At 75.9% G+C, this 21,079-nt stretch carries 5 protein-coding genes; all 5 read left to right on the top strand.

All coding sequences use genetic code 11. The features are described 5' to 3' along the window. The first annotated feature begins 550 nt into the window (after nt 1–550). The 5 genes from ACFYUY_RS35425 to ACFYUY_RS35445 all read left to right on the top strand — a co-directional run bounded on the left by ACFYUY_RS35425 (nt 551) and on the right by ACFYUY_RS35445 (nt 20,865). The gene (locus ACFYUY_RS35425) at nt 551–13,432 is read left to right on the top strand and encodes a hypothetical protein (protein ID WP_387906996.1); all 12,882 of its coding nucleotides are present in this window, start codon (nt 551–553) and stop codon (nt 13,430–13,432) included. A 138-nt stretch (nt 13,433–13,570) separates the two neighbouring features. After that, nucleotides 13,571–15,109: a hypothetical protein gene (locus tag ACFYUY_RS35430; protein WP_387906998.1), complete on the top strand. Its 1,539-nt coding sequence runs from the start codon at nt 13,571–13,573 to the stop codon at nt 15,107–15,109. Nucleotides 15,110–15,302: 193 nt separating this feature from the next. Then, the gene (locus tag ACFYUY_RS35435; protein WP_387907001.1) at nt 15,303–18,755 is read left to right on the top strand and encodes a right-handed parallel beta-helix repeat-containing protein; all 3,453 of its coding nucleotides are present in this window, start codon (nt 15,303–15,305) and stop codon (nt 18,753–18,755) included. Then, entirely contained in the window at nt 18,752–20,188 is a 1,437-nt protein-coding gene (locus ACFYUY_RS35440) for a S8 family serine peptidase (RefSeq protein ID WP_387907003.1), read from the top strand. The genes ACFYUY_RS35435 and ACFYUY_RS35440 overlap by 4 nt, the downstream gene beginning before the upstream one ends. 254 nt (nt 20,189–20,442) lie before the next feature. Next, a complete protein-coding gene (locus tag ACFYUY_RS35445; RefSeq protein ID WP_360216894.1) occupies nt 20,443–20,865 on the top strand; it encodes a carboxymuconolactone decarboxylase family protein in 423 nt (140 codons plus the stop codon). Nucleotides 20,866–21,079 lie beyond the last annotated feature (214 nt).

Genomic DNA, 21,079 nt, shown 5'->3' on the forward strand with positions numbered 1-21,079 from the left:
GCGGGTGTCGGCGTTCCTGGATCGTCAGGGGGAGTTGAGGGGGGATGGGAGGCCGACGGCGGATTCGCCGTCGGAGAGCCCGCGTGGTGACGGTGATGGCGGTGGTGAGGTGCCGCCGGTGGTGCCGTTCTCGGGTCGTGGGGATGGTTTGGGTGGGTCTGCGTCGGGGCCGCGTGGTGAGCGGGTGTCGGCGTTCCTGGATCGTCAGGCGGAGTTGAAGGGGGACCGGAAGCCGACCGCCGATTCGCCCTCCGAGGGCCCGCGCCGTGACGGCGACGACGGAAAGCCGCGGCCTCCGCGCAGGTCCAGGATCGTCGCGTTCAACGAGCTCAAGGAGAGGGACGGCGACGACTCCGGTGCCGTCGCGCCCAACAAGGGCTCCGGTGGCCGCGACCAGGCGGGTTCGGCTCCGTCCGAATCCGGTGTGCAGACCCGCCGGCAGTCCGAGGGCAGCCGGACGCAGGTGGTACCCGGGCCTGCCGGGCCCGAGCACCCCGGCGGCTCGGACACCCCCACGGCCCCGGACAGGTTCCCGGGTCAGGGGCACCGGTTGACGGACGGGCCCGGTGACGGCCCGCGGGAGGAGCGCCCGCCCGCGGCACCCCCGAAGGCGCGCGGCGACTTCCCCGGCCAGGGCCACGTCCTCGGGGGGAAGGACGCCACCCGCGACGGGCGGGCCACCGAGTCCGGTCAGCAGAGCGCGAGCCACCAGGCCGCCGAGCGCCGACGCGAGGAGCAGACGAACGACCCGCAGGCCCGCGAACGCGCCGCACAGCGGGCCCGGGAGGCCGCCGAGGCGGAGCAGCGCAGGGCCGAACGGCAGGTGCAGCGGGAGGCCGACGCGACGGCCAGGGCCCGGGCGCGCGCGGAGGCCCTGGAGGAGCAGAAGCGTCTCCTCGCCGACGAGCAGGCCCGCGAGGAGCAGCGCGATGCCGAGCGGCAGGCTGCCCACCGGGCGACGCGGGAGAGTGCCCGGCAGAGCCGGGAGGCTGCCGAAGAATCCGACTGGCAGCGGCTGTTGGCTGACCTGCGGGACAAGTCGGGCGGCAGCTCCGGCGAGCACGGGGACCTCTCGCTCGCCGATGCCCGCGCCCTGCTCGCCCGGTACGGGGCGGACGGACTGGCAGACCCCTGGCACCGGCTGGCCGCCGAACTGGGTGTGAACGTCGAGTCGTTGGCCCGTCGAGGCTTGATGCCGGACTTCCCCCGTGGCAGCGGCGAACGGGATCGGTCCGACGCCGCCTCCGAAGTCCGACGGACGGTGGCGAGGCACCTCCTGGGGGAGGACGACGACAGCGTCTACGGAGAGGATGACGACAGCGTCTACGACGAGGACTTTGACAGCACCGACGACGAGTACGACGACGAGTACGACGACGACTACGACGACGACTACGACGACGACACGACGAGCTTCTCCGGACGGGCCAAGAAGCCCGCGGTGACCACGCCTCCCACCTCACCGGCGGCGATCGTCACCCGTGGCATCGACGGTGCGGGCGGCACGGTCACCCGGGACGCACTGGACGAGGTCGCGCGCGATCTGGCCGAGGAGTCCGCCACGACCGGTGACCCTGCCGTGGTGCCGCCCGGCGAGGAGTCCTCGGCATCCGCGCCCTCCTCGCGGGAACGGCTCGCCGCCGGTGCACTCTTGAAGATCCACGACGACCTCTACCACCGGGACGTGGCCCCGGAGGCGATCACGCGCGACCTCGACAGGGTCAGGGCGCTCCGGCGACTGGAGCAACTCGCCCGCGACCACTACCGGATGAGGGTCGCCTACCTGACCGGCGGCTGGCTGGCGGGCATGGCACACGACCTGCACGGCCTGCCGGACCGGCAGCGCCCGTCGCCGGAGCACCTGAAGGCCGTCGTGGACGCGATCCGAGCGATCGATCCGTCCCTGAGCGGGTCCGCCTTGCGGGATGCCCTGCTGAAAGTCCTGCTCCCGGCCGCGCTGCAGGGGGAGCAGTCGGCGTCCGGCGAGACGGCCGCGCCGCAGACGCTCCCCGAGCCCCTCTCCGAGGGCGCCGGTGAGGCGAAGGAGGAGCCGGACAAACGGCAGAAGCGCTATCAGACCCGCCCCTTGACCACGTCCGGAGGCGTCACGGTCGGCCTGTTGCTGCGGGCCCGGGCCTGGCCCGACGAGCTGCCCGCCGTGGCCGATGACGTGCGCAGCGTCTATCACTGGTCCTCGCCGGTGAAGCCCGTCGACGGGCCGTACCAGCCGGTGGAGCGGAGCGTGGCGGCTCCGGACGTCACCGCGGAGGGCGCGGCGGCGGAGAGCCTGCCGAGCGCCACGACCGCCGTGCAGGCCGGGAAGAAGGCCAGGTCCGCGAAGCCGGAGAAGCCCGCGAAGCCTGAGAAGGCTGCGAAGCCCCCGAAATCGACGAAGCCGGCGAAGGACGCCGAGGACGGGAGCGACCCGGAGGATCAGGACGCCAAGGAGCAGAAGAACAAGAACTACAGCCTGACCGAGATCACCGGGCACGAGCCCTTCCTCCTGCTGATCCCCACGAAGCTGTCGGACCTCGACCCCGACGACCTCGCCAAGGCCGTGGCGGCCGACCTGCCGGGCGACGTCCTCGCCCCGGAGACCCCGCTGGTTCTGGTCGGACCCTCCGACCTCGGCACGGACCTGGTGTTCCCGCGGGCGCTGGCCGCGGCGACCGGACGGACGGTGTGGACCAGTTCGGTGGCGACGACGTTGACGGACGGCCAGATCCGGGTCCGGGGAAGGCTGCGCTCCGACCTGAAGGGCAAGGGCGGGGCGAAGGCCGAACGGGGCTTCTGGATCAAGGAGGTCCCGCCGGATCCGACGATGCCGGAGGCGCCCGAGGGTTCCAGCATCCCGACCAAGGGCGTCACCAAGGAGAACGGGCGCCGGGTCGACGCGAAGAAGCCGGACATCGTCGACGAGGACGACCTCGACAGTCAGCCCATCCTCTTCCCGCTGGGCAGGCAGTCGGGCGGCCGCTTCTTCCGGGACGACTCGCTCACCCGGGAGTGGGAAGCAGTGCGTGACGGCTTCGATCCGACCAGTCCGCACTTCGAGTACCTGTCCTCCGACTTCCGGGACAATCCCACGCTGGCGGCCGCGTCGGACGATCCGGACCTCGGCTCCATCGGCCTCGTCCCCTGGGACGTCTCGGCGCCGATCTACACCGTCATGACGCACGCCACGCACCTGGCGGCCATACTGCCGACGCTGTCCGGGCAGCCGGCCAACGGGAACAAGAAGAAGGTGTACGTCTCGGGCACGGGGCTCGGCCAGGTCGTGCGTCGGCGTCCCAGCTTCCGGCGAATGCCGCCGGACACGCAGATCGTGCTGCTCGCGTGCCAGGCGGGAGCCCTGGGCGACAGCGGGAAGGCGGTCGCGCAGGAGCTCGCCGAGGCCACCGGCCGCGTGGTCTGGGCGTCCACGACCACCATCCACGTGGCCGTCGGACAGCGTGTCGCCCAGCTCGGCATCCTCAGCGACGAACACGGCACGCGCGGGCGCTGGGTCAAGTTCGTGCCGGGGACGGAGCCGGACACGGAGCGGGGCTCGCACCCGCCCGTCGAGCCGGAATCGACCAAGAAGACCAGGAAGTCCAAGGACTCCCGGCGTGTCGGAGGGCTCGGCGGGTTCCTGCAGGACGACCAGCCGTCATCGGACGGGCCGGAGGCAGGGCCGGGCCACCGCGTGGTGCAGCGGGTGACGCGGGCGGACGGGTCGTCCTTCGACGTCCTGGAGACCCCGGGCGACGGCGACTGCCTGTTCACCGCGGTGCTGGCCGGCGCCGACCACGGGCTCGGCCCCTGGGAGCACCGCGACCTCGGTGCGCGGGACGCCCGCAGGGTCGTCTCGCACTGGTTCCGGGGCCCGGCGGGCGCCCCGATGCGGGAGAGCATCGACTCCCGGGAGCAGAGCCCGCTGCACTTCCTGCTCGACGATCTGACGGAGCGTCAGGTGCGGGCGATCGCCGGAACGGCGTTCGACGGCGTGGGTCGGGAGGACCTGGTCGAGCACCTGCGGGCGGTCTTCGCCGCCGGGGCGCCCGCGGCGGACGCGGACGCCGCCTGGAGCCGGATGCTGGAGCAGCTTCCCGCGCTCGCAGGGACGTTGTGGGTGCACGACGGTGACACCGATCCCCGGCGGCTGACCCTCGCGGACCTCCGCGACCAGCCGCTCAGCCTCTTGGTGGACATGGCGGTGCGCAACCGGTCGCTGTGGAGCAGCCGTTTCTACGACGAGATCGCGCAGGTCGTCGCGCACGCCCTGGCCGTGCGCCTGGTGGTGCACGACGACCACGGCAGGTCCTTCGTGCTGAACCCCGAGGCCGCGCGGACCGTCGACGTGCACCGCTCCAACCCCGCCGACATCCGCGGCGCGCACTACAGCGCGCTCACCTGGGTGACCCGCCCGGCGGGTCCACCGAACGAGCCGGTCCAGGAGAGCCACGGGCACGAGCCGTCGCAGCACGAGCCGCCGAAGCACGAGCCGCCGAAGCACGAGCCGCCGAAGGAGGCGGACACGCCGCAGGAGGACCGGCTCCAGGGGGACGAGAACCCCGAGGAGGAGCACCACGAGGGGGAGGAGCCGACCAAGCCGCCCGTCCCCCCGCAGGAGCAGCCCGCCACCGTCCCGGCCCCGACCCCGCTCCCGACTCCGCTCCCGACCCCGCCCCTGCCCGCCCCGCCGCGCCGGATGACCGAGGAGGGATGGATCAGCGCGGGCGACCGCGTGGTACTGGTCCACGGTCCGAACGGCCGGGTCGTGGAGGCCGTGCTCGCGCACCTGCCGGCGGGCGTGTCGGCGGGCCGGCGTGAGGAGATCCGGAAGCGGCTGGCCGAGCAGCTCGACGTGCGCACCCTGCAGCCCCACCTGTCCCGGATGACCAGGGGCGACGACCTGCTGCTGCCGCTGGACCTCGGCGGTGGGCCGGGCCTGCTGCGGGTCGGTGCCACGGTGGTGCGGGCGGTCACCGCGCACCGGACGGAGAAGTTCGAGTTCGAGGACGGCGGTGACTCGTCCGCGGGGACGGGCGCGCTGCGCGAGAGCCGCACCCGGTGGGCCGGGGGGCTGGTGGTCAGCGGGAAGCCGGCCTCGGCCGTCGGCGTGACCGGTCCGGCGACCCGCGTCGCGGACCGCGCCGAGGGGACGGCGGTCGCCTCGACCGGGCGGGTGACGCACCGCAGCAAGACGGCGGAGCCGGTGCTGTGGGTCGACGCGGAGATCCTTCTCGACCTCGACTTCTCCGCCGTCCCGGGCGTGCGCACACCGGCCCGCCCGCTGTCGCGGACCCCGGTGGTGGCGGCCGCCCCCCGGCCCGGGCAGGAGGGACCGGTGTCGGTGCGGCTGTCGGCGCGGGTCGTCACCCCGGCCGCGGAGTCCGGCGGTGACGCGCCGTCGCCGAAGACCCACCACGCCCCGCCGGCCCGGGTGCTCCGCACGGCGGCGCTGGGCGGGATGGACGTGGTCAAGGACGTCCGCACCCGGTACGGGCGCGGCGACCGCGCCGACGGGCACACCGCCCTGTTCGGGCCCGCGGACGCGGACACCGGGCTGGAGGCCTTCGGCCGGCGGCGGTTCGGCGACGACTGGCCCGCGGTGCGGGCCGAGCTCCTCGCGCAGCTCGACCTGCCCAGTCTGCAGGCGCAGCTCAGGGCGATGACCGCGGGGGAGCCGCTGGAGGTCCCGCTGGCGGAGGGCCGGGGCAGCGTCCTGGTCTCGGCGACGGTCCTGGAGCTGGTGCACCTGCGCAACACCGACCCGAGCGAGTTCAACACCGGTGCCGACGCGACGGGTGCCGTCACCTCCTCCAGCACCAGGGCCGTGACCCTGGGGCTCGGGTTCTCGGCCAAGGTCTCCGGAACCGGGAAGGACGATCCCGTCAGCGGCACGGGCAGCGGCGTGCTGACCGGGCAGCGCGGCAGCGACCGGAACACCGTCGGGCAGAACGCGCAGCGGACGGGTGCGGCGCTCAAGGCCAAGGTCCCGGGCGCGATCTTCGACGGCGTCGTCCGGCTCTCGCTCGCCCACCGGGACCGGACCGGCGCCGTCGGCCCCGACCGGGCGAGGGCGGACCTGGGGTTCCAGGTGCTCTTCCAGGCCGCGGAGTGCGAGGCCGGCGAAGCGGGGCGGACGTTCCGCACCGACGACGAGCCCGGGCCGCTCCGGGCGCCCGTGCTGCCGCCCGGCACCGCCGCCCGGATGCCCGCACCCCAGGTGTGGGGCCCCGACCCGGCCCACGGCCGCACCGGGCTGCCGACGGGCGCCGTCGTGCTCGACGTCCTCCCGTCCGGCCCCCAGGACGGGCCCGACGCGCTCCCCGGGTTGACGGAGGTCCTGGAGGGCCTGGGCCGGCGCACCTTCGGTGCCGAGGGCTGGACGGCGCTCGGCCCGGCCGTGCGCGGGGCCTTCCGCCGCGAACGGCTCGCGGCACTGCTCCCGGGGATGAGCCACGGCATCGACCTGCGTTCGCCGCTGCTGGTGCGGGCCGGGCAGCCGGACGCCCTGGTGCTCGCCGGCGCCGAGGTCCGGCGGCTGGCCTACGTCCGGGCGTTCGACGAGGCCGAGCTGAACATCGTGAACGAGTGGACGGCCGGCAGCGGGGACCGGCGCAACACCTTCCGCTCGGCGGCCGGCCGGCTCCAGGGCGGCCCCCGGTTCCCTGCGGCCGACACCACCGTCGCGGCCACCGGCGGAGGCGGCTACGCCGCGCGCTCGCGCCGCGGCGACCGGGCCGCGGACAGCGCCGGCGGCTCCGCCAACGCCAAGTTCGCCGAGCCGATGGTCGTCTACCTGGCCGACGTCGAGGTCGACGTCAGGGTCGCGCACGACGGTGCCGGCGCACCGACCGCGTCCGAACGGGCCGTCGTCCGGGCCCTGCTGGCGCTCCCCAGGTCCCTGACGACGCCGCACCCGACCGCGGCGGACGGCGGCCCGTCCCGCCTGGTCTTCACCCGCCCCGACGTCCCGCCCACCGGGCAGGGCGAGGAGGCCGGCGGGCAGCAGGCCCCCGGCGACCACCCGTCGCCGGGCGAGCACCAGCCCTCCGGCGACCAGCAGGCCGACGTCCGCCCTCCCGCCGTGTTGCCCCGCCCGGTCGAGCCGCTCGCCGTGCAACCCCCGGACCGGGTCACCCGGACCGGGGAGCTCGGCGCCTCCGACCCCGTCCTCGGCCTGCACGACGTCCGGGCCGTCCTGGACGCCGTGGGCGCCCGGCTCCGGCCGGTCTTCGGCCGGCACTGGGCCTGGGTCGAGGCCGCGCTCGCCCCCCACCTCGACGAGACCTCGCTGCGCCCCCGGCTGGCGGCCCTCACCACCGGCGCCGGGTGGACGGTGACCGTCTCGCACCGGGGCTACACCGCCGAGGTCCGGCTCCTGCGCGCCGCGGCGACCATGCGGGAGTACCGGGGCCTGATCGAGAAGTGCGAGTTCGAGCGCGGCGGCGAGACCGTCTCCTCCACCGGCACCCTGCGCGACACGCGCGGCGGAGCCACCGCGACGGCGGCGGTCGACGGCACGTTCCCGCACGTGGCGGTGACGCTGAGCCAGACCTCCGCCGCCCACGGGACGGTGGGCACCACCCGCGACACGGTGACCAGCCGTTCCGAGAAGGAGAAGACCGTCGAGCGGGCGGCCCGGTTCACGGGGGACGTGACCGTCGAGCTGTCCGTCGTGGTGACGTCGAACCGGCCGTCCGTGCTGGTCGGCCGGGCCGTCCGGCAGCGGCTCGCCGACGCCTCCGGTCCGACGACCGCCGTCACCGGGATCGACGTGGTCTTCCCCGTCCGCGAACTGCCCGTCGACCCGAAGACGGGGCTGGCCCCGGCGCCCGCCGAACACCGCTCGGTGCCCCGGCGGATCGTCGACTCCGGGGTGCTCGGCGGCTCCGACGTGCTGCTGCGGGTCTGGGCACCGGAGCCCCGGGCCCTCCCCTCCGGGCACGACCGGCCCACCCCGCAGCCGGACCGCGGACCGGCGCCGCAGCCCGGGCCGGTGTCTCGGCAGCCGGCGCCGCAGCCCGTGCCTGTGCCTCCGCAGCCCGGGTCGGGACACCGCCCGTCGCTGCTGGACCAGCTCGACCGGCCGGGCCGGAGCGTCTACGGCGCCGGCTGGGAACGGGTGCGGAGCACGCTGGAACCCCTCCTCCGGGCCGGCGCCGTGCAGTCCAGGATGCGCGCGCTGATGGCCGGCCAGGAGCACTTCGTCAAGGTGCCCGGCGGCACGGTGGTCCTGCGCTGGGCCGGTGTGCGGGAGATCCGGCACACGGCGGACACGACGGAGACCGAGTTCGCCGCCGGCGGCGCCGGCGGCGTCGCCCAGGGCGGCCCCGACGGCCGGACCGGCCACAACACGGCCACGGACGACGGAATCGCCGGGCGGTTGGTGGTCACCACGGACCCGGTGGGCGCGCTGCCCGTCTCCCTCGTCCTCGGCGGCACGCTGAGCCACGTCCGGGGCCAGGAACGGATCACCGAGCACGACGGCGCCGGGCGGACCGGCACCGCCACCAAGACCAAGGTCCCCGGCAGCGTCTTCACGGGCACCGGCGTGCTCCAGGTGGAGCTGCGCCGCAGGGGCAGGCCCCGGCCCGTCCGCGGCACCCTCCCGCCGGCGGCCCGCGCCGAACAGCAGCGCCAGCGCGCGCTCCGCCCGGCCGCCGGCCTGCCCGCGGGCGCGCCCCTGCCCCGGCCTTTCGTCGAGGAGCTGGACCGGCAGAACCAGCGGATCCGCGACGCGGCGCGCTCCGCGCCGACGCCACGGCCGGTGCCGGATGCGGACCGACGGTCCGGGCGTGCGCGCCGGGCGGCCACCACCACCGTCGAGTTCGGCTTCGACGTGCTGCTGGAGACCTCCGACACCCAGGTGGTCGGGACGCCGGCGCAGGCGCGCCACCGGGCCCCCGACACCGGTGAGGAATCGCTGCGGGCGCCGCGCGGGGCCGTCCCGACGACCACCCACCTCGTGCCGCCCCGGGAGGTGTGGAGCGGGCTCGGCGCCGAGGACCTGCTCGTGGACCTGCCCGACGTCGGCTCGCTGCGGAACCTGCTCGGCACCCTCGGCCGGAACCTGTTCCGGCTGGACCCGGACTCGGCGGACGCACGCCGGCTCCGGCGCGCCTTCGACCGCGTGACCCTCATCGACGTCCTGCCCGACCTGACGGCGGGCGGGACGCTGGTCCGCACCGTCCGGCTGGGCTTCGTCGACACGGTGAGCGTGACCGTGCGGGCGGAGCTGGTCGCACTCGGCCGGGGCCGCGAGGAGCCGAAGTCGGAGATCTCCCAGTCCGCCGAGGTGTCGACCCGGTTCACCGAACGCGCGCTGGCCTCCCGGATGACCCAGCTCATGGGCCAGTTCGGTCTGGAGTTCTCCAAGGTCAAGGGCAAGATCATGGGCGGCATCACCTTCGGCGGCGGCGCGGGGCGCCGCACCGGAGGCGAACGCACCGTCGCCGAGAGGTCCGTGACGAACTCCAAGTTCCCCGAGCCGCTGGTGCGCTTCGAGGGGTACGCCAAGTTCACCTTCTCCTTCCAGCACCGCACCGGACCCTGGTCGTGGCGGCCGCACACCGTGGTCGGCGACGTCCCGGTGCTGGTCGCCGTCCCGAAGCGGTCGGTCACCCGGCAGCACACCGGCCCCGACGACACCTACTTCACCCCGGACAACTGGCGCACGGGCCGCCGGCCGTCCGACCCCTACGACCTGCCGCCGGACCAGGAGGAGGAGCCCGGACCGCCCGTCCCGGACGCGTCGGCGAACGACCTCGCAGGACGGATCGCCGAGACCCTCGGCCGCGTCCCGAGCCCGCCGGAGCCACCGGGCGACCGGACCGGGGGCAGTGCCGGGGGCAGCGCAACGGAGCTCGCGGCGGCGCAGCGGGCGGCCGAAGAGGCCGAGGCGGCGAGGTCGGCGGAGTTGGCCCGGCAGCAGGCGGAGCTGGCTGAGCGGGAGGAGTTGGCGCGTCAGCAGGCGGAGTCGGCCGCGAAGGCTGAGCTCGCCAGGTTGGCGGAGTTGGCCCGGCAGCAGGCGGAGCTGGCTGAGCGGGAGGAGTTGGCGCGTCAGCAGGCGGAGTTGGCCGCGAAGGCTGAGCTCGCCAGGTTGGCGGAGTTGGCCCGGCAGCAGGCGGAGCTGGCTGAGCGGGAGGAGTTGGCGCGTCAGCAGGCGGAGTCGGCCGAGAAGGCTGAGCTCGCCAGGTTGGCGGAGTTGGCCCGGCAGCAGGCGGAGCAGGCTGAGCGGGAGGAACTGGCCCGGCAGCAGGCCGAGTCGGCCAGGCTCGCGGAGCTGGCGCGCCGGCAGGAGCAGGCGAAGCAGGACGAGCGGGACAAGGAGGCCGTCACCGAACCTCTGCCGGTGGTGCCCCGCCCCGACGCCTCGCCCGAGCCCGAGCCGCTTCCCGAGCCCGAGCCGCTTCCCGTGCCCGAGCCGCTTCCCGTGCCCGAGCCGCTTCCCGTGCCCGAGCCCGAGCCGCTTCCCGAGCCCGAGCCGCTTCCCGAGCCCGAGCCGCTTCCCGAGCCCGAGCCGCTTCCCGAGCCCGAGCCGGTTCCGCCGTCGCAGGTTCAGGAGACTCCGCCGGCGGAGGCCTTCCTGGTGCTGGGTCCGCAGGAGCGTCTGCTGACGCTGGACTCGCTCGCGCCCGGGGCACGTCGCGAGCTCGCGGCCGACCCCGACTTCGTCGGGACCCTCCGGGAGCGCCTGCTGCCGGAGGAGTTCGCGGTGGTCGCCGCCCGCCTGCTGGTGGACGTGGACCCGGGGGTGCACCGGCCGGTGGCCGCCCGGCAGGCCGCGCACGCCCAGTTGGAGCGGATGCTGGGCAACCCCGACGTCGCCGCGGACCTGCTGAGGCGAGGGGTGCGGGTGGTGGTCGTGCCGAACGACGTCCCGGTCACCGAGGTCGACGGCTTCCGCCATCTGGCCGGCAGTGCCGCCGGGGGCGCGGCGGGAGCGTTCCGCCGCTGGCACGACGTGCGGGGCGCGACCGAGGGCCGGTACGTCGCCGTGACCGCGGAGAACCTGCTCGGCGAGGACACCTCGGTCGGCGAGGCGGCGGGCTTCGAGGACGGCTACTCCACCGCCACCCACGAGTTCGCCCACGCCCTCCACGCGTTCGCCCTCACCGACGAGGAGCGCGAACGCATACGGGAGGTCTTCCTCGACAATCACATGGCCGACACCCTGAGCGGGCTGTTCGACACCGAGTCGACGGCGGCCTGGCCCGACGGGCCGGTGCACGACCTGGGCGGGCACCTGGTCGGCAACTACTCGTCGACGGACGAGCACGAGTTCTTCGCCCAGCTGACCAACACCTACCTCGGCACCAACCACGGCCACGACCCGGACACCGACCGGCCGCGCAACAACGGTGCCGGGTGGGTGCGCGACCACCTGCCCACCCTCCTGCCGGTCCTGGAACGGCTCTACGGGGAGCGCCCGGACAGTGGCCGCCCGGTACCGGCGAACCCGGTCCGCGAGACCTCCGCGGACGACGCGATGCTGCGCGGCTTCCGCGAGTTCGTGCACGGTGTGGAGGGCGTGGGGCATCCGGAGGAGCAGCCGCTCGGGGACGATCCGGACGCGGCCCCGGAGGCGCCGGACCACTCGGCGTCGATGGCCGATCTGGTGCAGCAGGCGCTCAACCCGGTCGTGGGCGCCTCGGCGCACCCGGCCTCCCGGGGCGGACGTCCGCAGGGCCAGGGCCAAAGCCAGGAGCAGGGCCAAAGCCAGGAGCGGGGCCGGGGCCGGGGCCGGGGACATCGCGGGAACGACGCGGGTCCGCCGGCACCGACCGAGACGACGCGCGGCGGCCGAGGCGGGTCCGGCGCCGGTCGCGGCCGTGGCCGCGGGGCCGACGTCGGCACCGGCAACACCGGCCACCCCGCGTCGGCGCCGTCGACGCGCGGTCGCGGTCGCGGCGGCCGGGGCGGGGGGACCGTGGCACGTGGCGGGAGCCGTCCGCTGACGAACCAGGACCACATGGCCCGGGTGGAGGACCGGGACGGCGTGGCCTACGTCGTCAAGGGCACGCCGGGTACGGCGGGTCACACCGCGTTCCCGCTGGAGCTGCGCCCGCCCAGCCTGGACGCCCGGCTCGGGGAGGAGACGGACTCGCTGCGCGGCGCCTTCGGCCGGGCCCTGGACCGGATGTCCCGCGTCATGATGGGCGCGGACCGGTTCGGTGTCGGCCTGTCGTTCAAGGTGACCGGAACGCCGCACATCGCCCTGACCGTCATCGACGGGGTGGTCCACGTCGCGGGCAACTCCGGTATGTCCAAGGAGAAGCAGGACAGTGCGAGGAACCGTCTGTCGAGTCTGGACGACGTTCCGAACCCGGCCATGAACCACGACCTGGGGAAGCTCCGCGCGATCAGGGACGGTCGGTACCGGCGCAAGGGCGACGACGTCGACGACGCCGCGGGTCTGGACGCGGTGCGCAGGGCGCTGATCGACCCGAGCCGCATCAACTGGAGGCCCAACGAACGCGCCGAAGCCGGCTGCGTGCACGGAGAGATGGACCTCCTGAACGTGGTGCAGGAGCAGATGCGGAAGGAGTTCGAAGCCGCGAGGAAGGCGGAGGAGGAGCGCAGGACGAAGGAGGCGGAGGAGACCGCGGAGCGGGAGGCCGAGTCGGAGCAGGAGCCCGGGGAGGAGACCGAGGAGACGGCCGGGGAGTCCGGCGACGAGAGCTCCACCCACGAGGACGACCCGGCCGCCGGGAGCAGCAGCGGCACGTCACGGGCCCGGGACAAGGGCAAGCAGCGTGCGGAGGAGCCGAGGCTGAAGCCCTGGCCGATCGGCGGCCGCAAACGCGACTGCATGGCCTGCCACTGGGCCCACGCCGTCTTCAACGAGTACATCGCCAAGGATCTGGGCTTCGTCGTCGTGACGGGCGGCACGCACGGGAAGATCTTCGGCAACTGGGCCGCGCCGGAGTGCCTCATGAAGCACGAGCAGGCGCGGGCGGCACTGACGGCGAAGATCACCGGGACCTCGGTGCAGGTGAAGGGCAAGCAGCAGTCCCTGCTGTTCGGTACGGACGGGAGGATCACTGCTCCGGAGGGCTACACGCCGCCACTGGGGCAGCACGACGAGCCGTACCTGTCGGACTCCGAGCCGGGGGAGGTCAGCGAGGAGTCGGACGCGGAGGGCACGGACAGCGAGGGTCAGGACACCGGGGAACAGGACACCGGGGAACAGCGCGAGGAGAACACGGCCGGGGACACCACGACGGAGGAGCCCGCAGCGGAGAACACCGCTGCCGACGACACACCCACCGGTCAGCCGTCCCCGGCACCGGTGCCGACCCCGACGCCCGTCCGGCCCCCGACCGGTGGCGACGTTCCGCGCGGCGGTGGCCGTGGTGGCCGGGGTGCGCCCCGGGGCGGTGGCCGGGGTGGGCGTGGCCGGGGCGGGACCGGTGGCGGCGGGAAGCCGCCGGTCGTCTGACGAGTTCGCCGGGTGCTGAACCTCCCGGTGCGCTCCGGCCGTCGAGTCGGGTGGACGCGTCGTTCCGGCCGACCCGACCGGGTCCGGGCCGGCGGCGGGTCCCTGCCGAGGATCGTCGTCGAGGGCCAGGGGGCCAGGGTGGGCAAGGACCGGAGCGGCCGGGCGAGCCGGACCGAGGGGTCGGAGGGCGCCGGGATCCAGCTGCCCGCCGTGGCGTGGGTCGTGCCCGAGGAACTGGCGTCCCGTCAGGCGGTCTCCGCGGCGGGCGCTGCCGCGGTGGCGGTCGGGGCGGTCGGGGAGGTCTCCGAGGAGGCGCCCGAGGCCGGGGTGAACGCGAACGAGACGAAGGCCGCTCCCGCCTCCGGCGCGGCTCCCGCACTGCCCGACCCGGACCCGGCGCCGGCCGCCACGGCGTCCCCGACCCGAGCCGCCACCACCCCCGCCGCCGCGACGTCCCCCGCTACGACGTCCCCCGCCGCGGCGGCCGCCATCGCCGCCGGCGCGCCCGCCGGGGTGAGCGCCGTCCCCGGCGAGGCGCCGGGCGAGGAGGAGGAGAGCGGCGGCCCCCGCCGGATCTCCCGGCCGATGGTGGCCGCCGCGGTGATCGCGGGTCTGGTGCTGGTCGGTGTGCCGCTCGGCATCGCGAAGTTCGGCGGGGAGGACCCGGGGCCGTCCGGCGCGGAGGGCCCGCCGCCCGCCGGGTACACGCAGCAGGACGGCGGCAACGGGTTCGTCCCGGGTGCCGACGCGCACGGGAACGTGCCGGCCGAGCAGCCCGTGGCGGCCGGTCAGCCGGTCGACGCCGCGGGCCCGCCGCCCGGTGACGGCGCTGCGGCGGCGGCCGGTGGTGCGGCCGCCGCCGGCGGTGCCCCGGTGGACCAGGGCGCCGGTGGCGGGCAGTCCGTGCCGTTCGCCGGCCGGGTGGCCGCAGGGGGCCCCGCACCGGCGGCGACGACCGGCAAGCCGGACGCAGCCCGCACCTCCGGTGGCGCCCCGGCCGGGCAGGGCGGTGGCGGCGCCGGGGCACCGCAGAGCCAGCCGCAGCAGGGCCAGGCGCCCCAGCAGCCGCCGGCCGCGCAGCAGCCGCCCGCGGCCCCGCAGCCCGCCCCGCCGGCCCCCGCCCCGCCCGCGGCCAAGCCCGCCCAGCCGGCGCCGCCCCCGCCGCCGACCTACGCGGCCGTGGCCGGACCGTCGTGCGGCGGCAGCACCACCACGCAGTCGTACGGCTGGTACGACAACGGGCAGTCGGGGTGGCGCACCAACTCCGGCGGCTACTCGGGCGACGGCTGCAACGGGTCCTACTACTCGGTGCCGATGTCGGGCGACGCCAAGGACGACGGCAACTCGGTGGTCTGGACGTTCAACACCGCGCCGGTCACCACGGGCAGCTGCAAGCTGTCGGTCTACGTGCCCGGCAGCGGGGACGTGAAGGCGGTCGGCGGCGCCCCGACGTACTACTCCGTGCAGAACAAGTCGGCGCCCGGCACCGGGACGATCGACTCGTTCACCGTCAACCAGGTCTCCAGCCGGGGCCAGTGGGTCTCGGTGGGGACGTTCCCGCTCAGCGGCGGCAAGATCGCCGTGATGCTGCACACCCGGGGCCTGGACTGGTCGGGTTCCACGAAGACGTACGCCCACCACGCCGCGTCCGCGGTCCGGGCGTCCTGCACGGGCTGACCCCCGGCCCGCCCCGCCCGGACGGCCCGCCCCGCCCGCTCTGCCCGCCCCGCCCGCTCTGCCCGCCCCGCCCGCTCTGCCTGCACCGCCCGCCCTGCCTGCACCGCCCACCCGGCCCGCCCGACGGCACGACGCCACCCGGCACGGCCCGCACCACGGCCCCCGGGCCACGAACGACGGAGGAGAACGCACCATGATCCGCCATGTGCTGACGGTCAGCGCGGAGCAGCACGACGGCGGCGGCTACCGCACCATCGGCGCCGCGCTCGACGCGGCCCGCAGCGGCACGGTGATCAGCGTCCGTCCGGGCCGCTACGAGGAGAACCTGGTGATCACCAAGATGGTGACCATCACCGCCGAGGAGGCCCGCGGCAGCGTCCGGATCTCCCCCCGGCGCGGCGCGGTGGTGCAGGTGGTGGCCGAGGCGGTCCAGCTGACCGGGCTGGTGCTCCAGGGCCGGGACGAGGAGCTGCCGGCCGTCGACGTCCCGCGCGGGCAGGCGGCCCTGGACGACTGCGAGGTCGTCGGCAACTCGTGGACGGCCCTGTTCACCCGCGAGCAGGGGGCGCTCGCCATGCGCGGCTGCCGGGTCGTCAACCCGGCCGGCGCCGGGATCGTCGAGACGTCCACCGGGACCAGCGTGATCGAGGACTGCGTGGTCGAGCACCTCGGCAGCTCCGCCGTGGTGATCGGCGAGCGGGCCGACCCCGTCGTCCGCAACTGCGTCCTGCGCGACGCCCGCGGCAACGGCGTCTGCGCCAACGGGGAGGGCCGCGGCACCATCGAGGACTGCGAGATCTCCGCCACCGACAAACCGGGGATCGCGCTGGAGGAGCACAGCAGCACCCGGGTGCTGCGCACCACCGTGCGCGCCGCGCCGATCGGGGTCTTCGTCGACTCCGCCGCCCGGGTGCTGCTGGAGGACTGCACGGTCGAGGACATCCGCGGCCACGGCCTGGTCCTGGCGGGCGGCACCGATCCGCTGGTGCGGCGCTGCCGCACCGCGCGCACCAAGGGCCACGGCATCCACGTCACCGGGCGTTCCCGGGGCGGCTTCGAGGGGTGCGAGGTGCTCGCCCCGGAGCTGGCCGGCATCCTGGTCGACGAGGCCTCCAGCCCGGCCTTGACCCGCACTGTCGTGCGTGACGGCGGCGCCGCGGGCGTCGAGCTGGTCGGCGAGAGCGCCGCCGAGTTCGACCGGCTGGAGGTGCGCGGCGCGGCCGGCGCGGGGGTGAGCGTGCGCGACGGCGCCAACCCGCTGCTGCGCCGGCTGGACGTCACCGAGGTGCGCGGCCACGGCGTCGAGGTGCTGCGGGAGGGGCGCGGCCGGCTGGAGTCCTGCGTCCTGGCCGCCACCGGGCTGGCCGCGCTGCGGGTCGCCGACGGCGGCAACACCCAGGTGGGCGGCACCACCGTGCGCGGCACGGCCGGTGCGGCCGGCGGCCGGGCCGCCGGAGGCAAGGGGGCCGCGGCTCCGGGCGGCGTCCCCGGGGTCGAGGTCGGACACGGCGGCACCGCCTCACTGCGCGACTGCGACATCGCCGGGTGCACCGCCGACGGCGTCGTCGTCGAGGACGGCGGCGAACTGACCATGGCCCGCTCCCGGTCGCACGGCAACCGGCGGCACGGCGTCCTGCTGGCCGCGGGCAGCCGGGCCGCCCTGACCGGCTGCGAGATGGCCGACAACGCCCGCGACGGGCTGCGCGCCGAGTCCGAGGAGCCGATCAGGATCACCGGCTGCACCGTCACCGGCAACCGCGGCGCGGGCCTGTCCCGGACCGGGTCCGGTGACCGGCTGTCCGTCGAGGACCTGACCAGCCGGGAGAACGGGCGGGCCGACGGCGGGGGCACCGCGACCGCCGGGGCGGGGAGCGGCCCGGCGTCCGACCGGCCGGGCGGTGCGCCGGGCGACGGGGGCGTCGACGGAGCCGGGCCCCCGGCGGAGCAGCCCGCCGACCCTCCGCCGGCCGAGCCCGAGGGCCCGCAGGCCGCGCTGCAGGCGCTGGTCGGCCTGGAGGGGGTCAAGGAGCAGGTCGCCACCCTGGTCAACCTCAACAAGCTGGCCCGGCGCCGCGAACAGGCCGGCATGCCGGCCCTGCCGATGGGCCGGCACCTGATCTTCGCGGGGCCGCCGGGCACCGGCAAGACCACCGTCGCCCGCCTCTACGGCGCCATCCTCGCCGAGCTCGGCGTGCTGCGCAGCGGGCACCTCACCGAGGTGGCCCGGGCGGACCTGGTCGCCTCCATCGTCGGCGGCACGGCGATCAAGACCACCGAGGTGTTCCAGTCGGCACTCGGCGGAGTGCTGTTCATCGACGAGGCGTACACGCTCTCCGCCGGATCCGGCGGCACCGGGCCGGACTTCGGCCGCGAGGCGATCGACACCCTCGTCAAGCTGATGGAGGACCACCGGGACGACGTGGTGGTGATCGTCGCCGGCTACTCGGAGGAGATGCGCTCCTTCCTCGGCTCCAACCCCGGCCTGGCCTCGCGCTTCAGCCGCAGCGTCGAGTTCCGCAACTACTCGGCGGAGGAGCTGGTCACCATCGTCGAACGGGCCGCCGCCGGGCACGGCTTCGAACTCGCCGACGACACCCGGGAGGTGCTCGGGGAGCACTTCACCCGGATGCCCAAGGGAGCCGACTTCGGCAACGGCCGCGCCGCCCGCAAGGTCTTCGAGGAGATGGTCGACCGCCAGGCGTCCCGGCTGGCCGCCCTCCCCGACATCACCGACGCCGACCTCGCCCGGCTGCTCCCCGAGGACCTCGGCGCGGAGCTCGCCGCCACGGCCCGCCCCGCCGGCCCGGGCGGGCCCGGCGGCGGCAGCGAACTGCTCGACCGGCTGCGGTCGATGGTCGGACTGGCGGCGGCCAAGGAGCAGGTCGAGAACCTCGTCAACCTGATCACCCAGGCCCGTCGCCGCGAGGAGGCCGGCCTGCCGACCGCCCGGATCAGTCACCACCTCGTCTTCGCGGGGCCGCCCGGCACCGGCAAGACCACCGTCGCCCGGCTGTACGGCGCGCTGCTCGCCGAGCTCGGCGTCCTGCCGCGCGGCCAGCTGGTCGAGGCCGCCCGGGCCGACCTGGTCGGCCGCTACATCGGGCACACCGCCCAGCTCACCCGCGACGCCTTCGAACGCGCCCGCGGCGGCGTGCTGTTCATCGACGAGGCCTACACCCTCACCCCGCGCGGCGCGGCCGCGGGCGGCGACTTCGGCCAGGAGGCGGTGGACACCCTGATGAAACTGATGGAGGACCACCGCGACGAGGTCGTCGTGATCGTCGCCGGCTACCAGGACGAGATGCAGGGCTTCCTCGGCTCCAACCCCGGTCTGGCCTCCCGCTTCTCCCAGCAGATCGCCTTCGACCACTACAGCACCGGCGAACTCGTCACCATCGTGCGGATGCAGGCCGAGGAGGCCGGCTACGTCTGCGCGCCCGAGACGCTGGCCGCGCTCGCCGAGCTGTGCGAGGCCGTCCCGCGGGACCGCACCTTCGGCAACGGCCGTTTCGCCCGGCAGACCCTGGAGTCGATGGTCACCCGGCAGGCCGGCCGCCTCGCCCGGCTCGACGTCGGCGACCTCTCCGAACTCAGCCTGCTGCTGCCCCAGGACATCCCCGGGTCGGCGCAGCGGAGCGCGGTGTGACGGCGGGGGAGAGGAGGACGCCCGGGACACCGGCGACACGGGCGACACGGGCGACTCCGGGGCCGGCGGGCACGGCGGCCCGCGCGGCCGCGGCCGCGCTCTGTTGCGGCGCCCTGCTGCTCCCGGCCGGGCCCGCCCTGGCGGCCCCGGCGGCGCCCCCCGCCGCCCCCGGGGCGTCCGGGCCCGCCACCGTCCCCGGCACCGTCGCCGGCACGTCCGCGGCCGTCGCCGGGACGCCGGCGGCCCGCGCCCGACCGGCCGCCCCGGGCGCCTCCGCCGCCGCCCCCGGCGGGGCCGAGCCCTCCGCCCTGCCGCTGGTCGCCCAGAACCGGGGCAGCGGGCGGCCCGACGGCTGCCTCAAGCCCTCCGACAAGGGCACCGACCGCACCCCCTGGGCGCAGGCCTACCTGCGCCCCGAGGCCGCCTGGGAGCTCAGCCGCGGTGCCGGGGTGACGGTCGCCGTGGTCGGCTCGGGTGTCGACCCCGGCTCCGGCGTCCTGGAGGGCCGCCTCACCCCCGGGCCGCGCGAGTACGGTGGCACCGGCGACTCCACCCGCGACTGCGTCGGCCACGGCACCTTCCTCGCCGGGCTCGTCGCCGCGCGCCGCCAGGACGGCGTCGGCTTCGCCGGGATCGCGCCCGAGGCGCGGATCCTCGCCGTCGCCGTGACCGACGACGCGGGGAACACCACGCCGGCCGCGCTGGCCAAGGGGATCCGGGACGCCGCCGACGGCGGGGCCCGGGTGATCGCCGTCGGCGTCACCGTGTCGACGGGCGAGGCCGAACTCGCCGACGCCGTCCGCCACGCCGCCGAGCGCGGCGCGCTGGTGATCGCCCCGGCCGCCCCCGACCAGGGCGGCTCAGGGTCCTCCGGTGCAGCGCAGCCCCCCGTCCTGCCCGCCGCCCTCCCGGGCGTCCTCGCCGTGGCCGACCTCGGCCCCGACGGTGCCCCGCCGAGCGGCGCCGCGGATCCGGCCGGGGTCGACCTGGTGGCCCCGGGCGACGCCGTGCTGAGCGTCGGCCCCGGCGGCAAGGGCCACTTCACCGGCGCCGGGCCCAGCTTCGCCACGGCCGTGGTGGCCGGCGCCGCGGCGCTCGCCCTGGCCTACCGGCCGGACCTCACCCCGGAGCGCCTCGCCGACCGGCTCCGGACCACCGCCTACCACCCGGGCACCGCCCTGCCCGACCCGCTCCTCGGCTACGGCACCGTGGACCCGCTGGCCGCCGTCAGCGCTCCCGTCGCCGGTGACCCGGCGCCCCGCAGCGCCCCGACGGTCACCGTGCTCCGGCCCCCGCCAGCGGACCCCTCCGGGCACCAGGCCGTCGTCATCGCGGCCGCTACCACCGCCGGGGTGGCCTTCGTGGTCGGCGCCGCCGCGCTCGGCACCGCCGGTCGCCGCCGCTCCTGGCGCCCCGGCCGCTGGTCCGTCTGACGCCGGGTCACGGCCGCGGCACCGCACCGCCTCCCCGGCGTGGCGGCCCCGGCCGCCCTGTCGCCTCTCGCCGTCGGCGCCACGGGTGTGCGCGTACGGGCCGTCGGACGGCGGGGCTTGAGTTGGAGTGCACTCCAACGTCTAACGTCCTGTCATGACCGCGGGCCGCCCGGCCCGGTGGTCGGACACACCGGTCGGACCGCACCGGACAGGACGACGGGCCGCCTCCGTGCGGCCGGAACGGAAGCACCCGCATGGACACCCCCGTGAACCCCGCCGAGACCCGCCAGGACCGCTTCGACCGGGGCATGGAGGTCCTCACCCGGGTCGACGGCGAGGGCGGGCAGCGGGTCGTCGACGCGCTGGCCGACATCAGCCCCGAGCTCGCCCACCAGGTGGTCGCCTGGGGCTTCGGCGAGATCTACCGGCGCCCCGGGCTGGCGCCGCGGGACCGGCAGCTGGTCACCCTGGGCATGCTGACGGCGCTCGGCGGCTGCGAGCCCCAGCTGGACGTGCACGTCAACGCCTCGCTCAACGTCGGCCTCACCCCCGAGGAGATCGTCGAGGCGCTGCTGCACTCCGCCGCCTACTGCGGCTTCCCCAAGGCGCTCAACGCGACCTTCGTCGCCAAGAAGGTGTTCGCCGAGCGCGGCCTGCTCCCGGTCGCCGCCGACTGACACGCTCTCGGCCTGATTCGGCACCTGCCCGGCCTCCGTGGCCGGGCAGGTCCGAACACCGACGAGGACCCTCGGCCCCGACGACGCCCGCTTCGCCGCCGCCCGGACCCGCTGCGGGCTCGCCGGAACGCTCCACGCGATCGGCGGCCCGTTGCGGGTGAACCACACCCCGCCCGGGAGGCGGCCGCCGACTACGTCCCTCCGACCGGCGGTC

It is taken from the genome of Kitasatospora sp. NPDC004745, from assembly GCF_042873275.1.
GTDB lineage: Bacteria > Actinomycetota > Actinomycetes > Streptomycetales > Streptomycetaceae > Kitasatospora.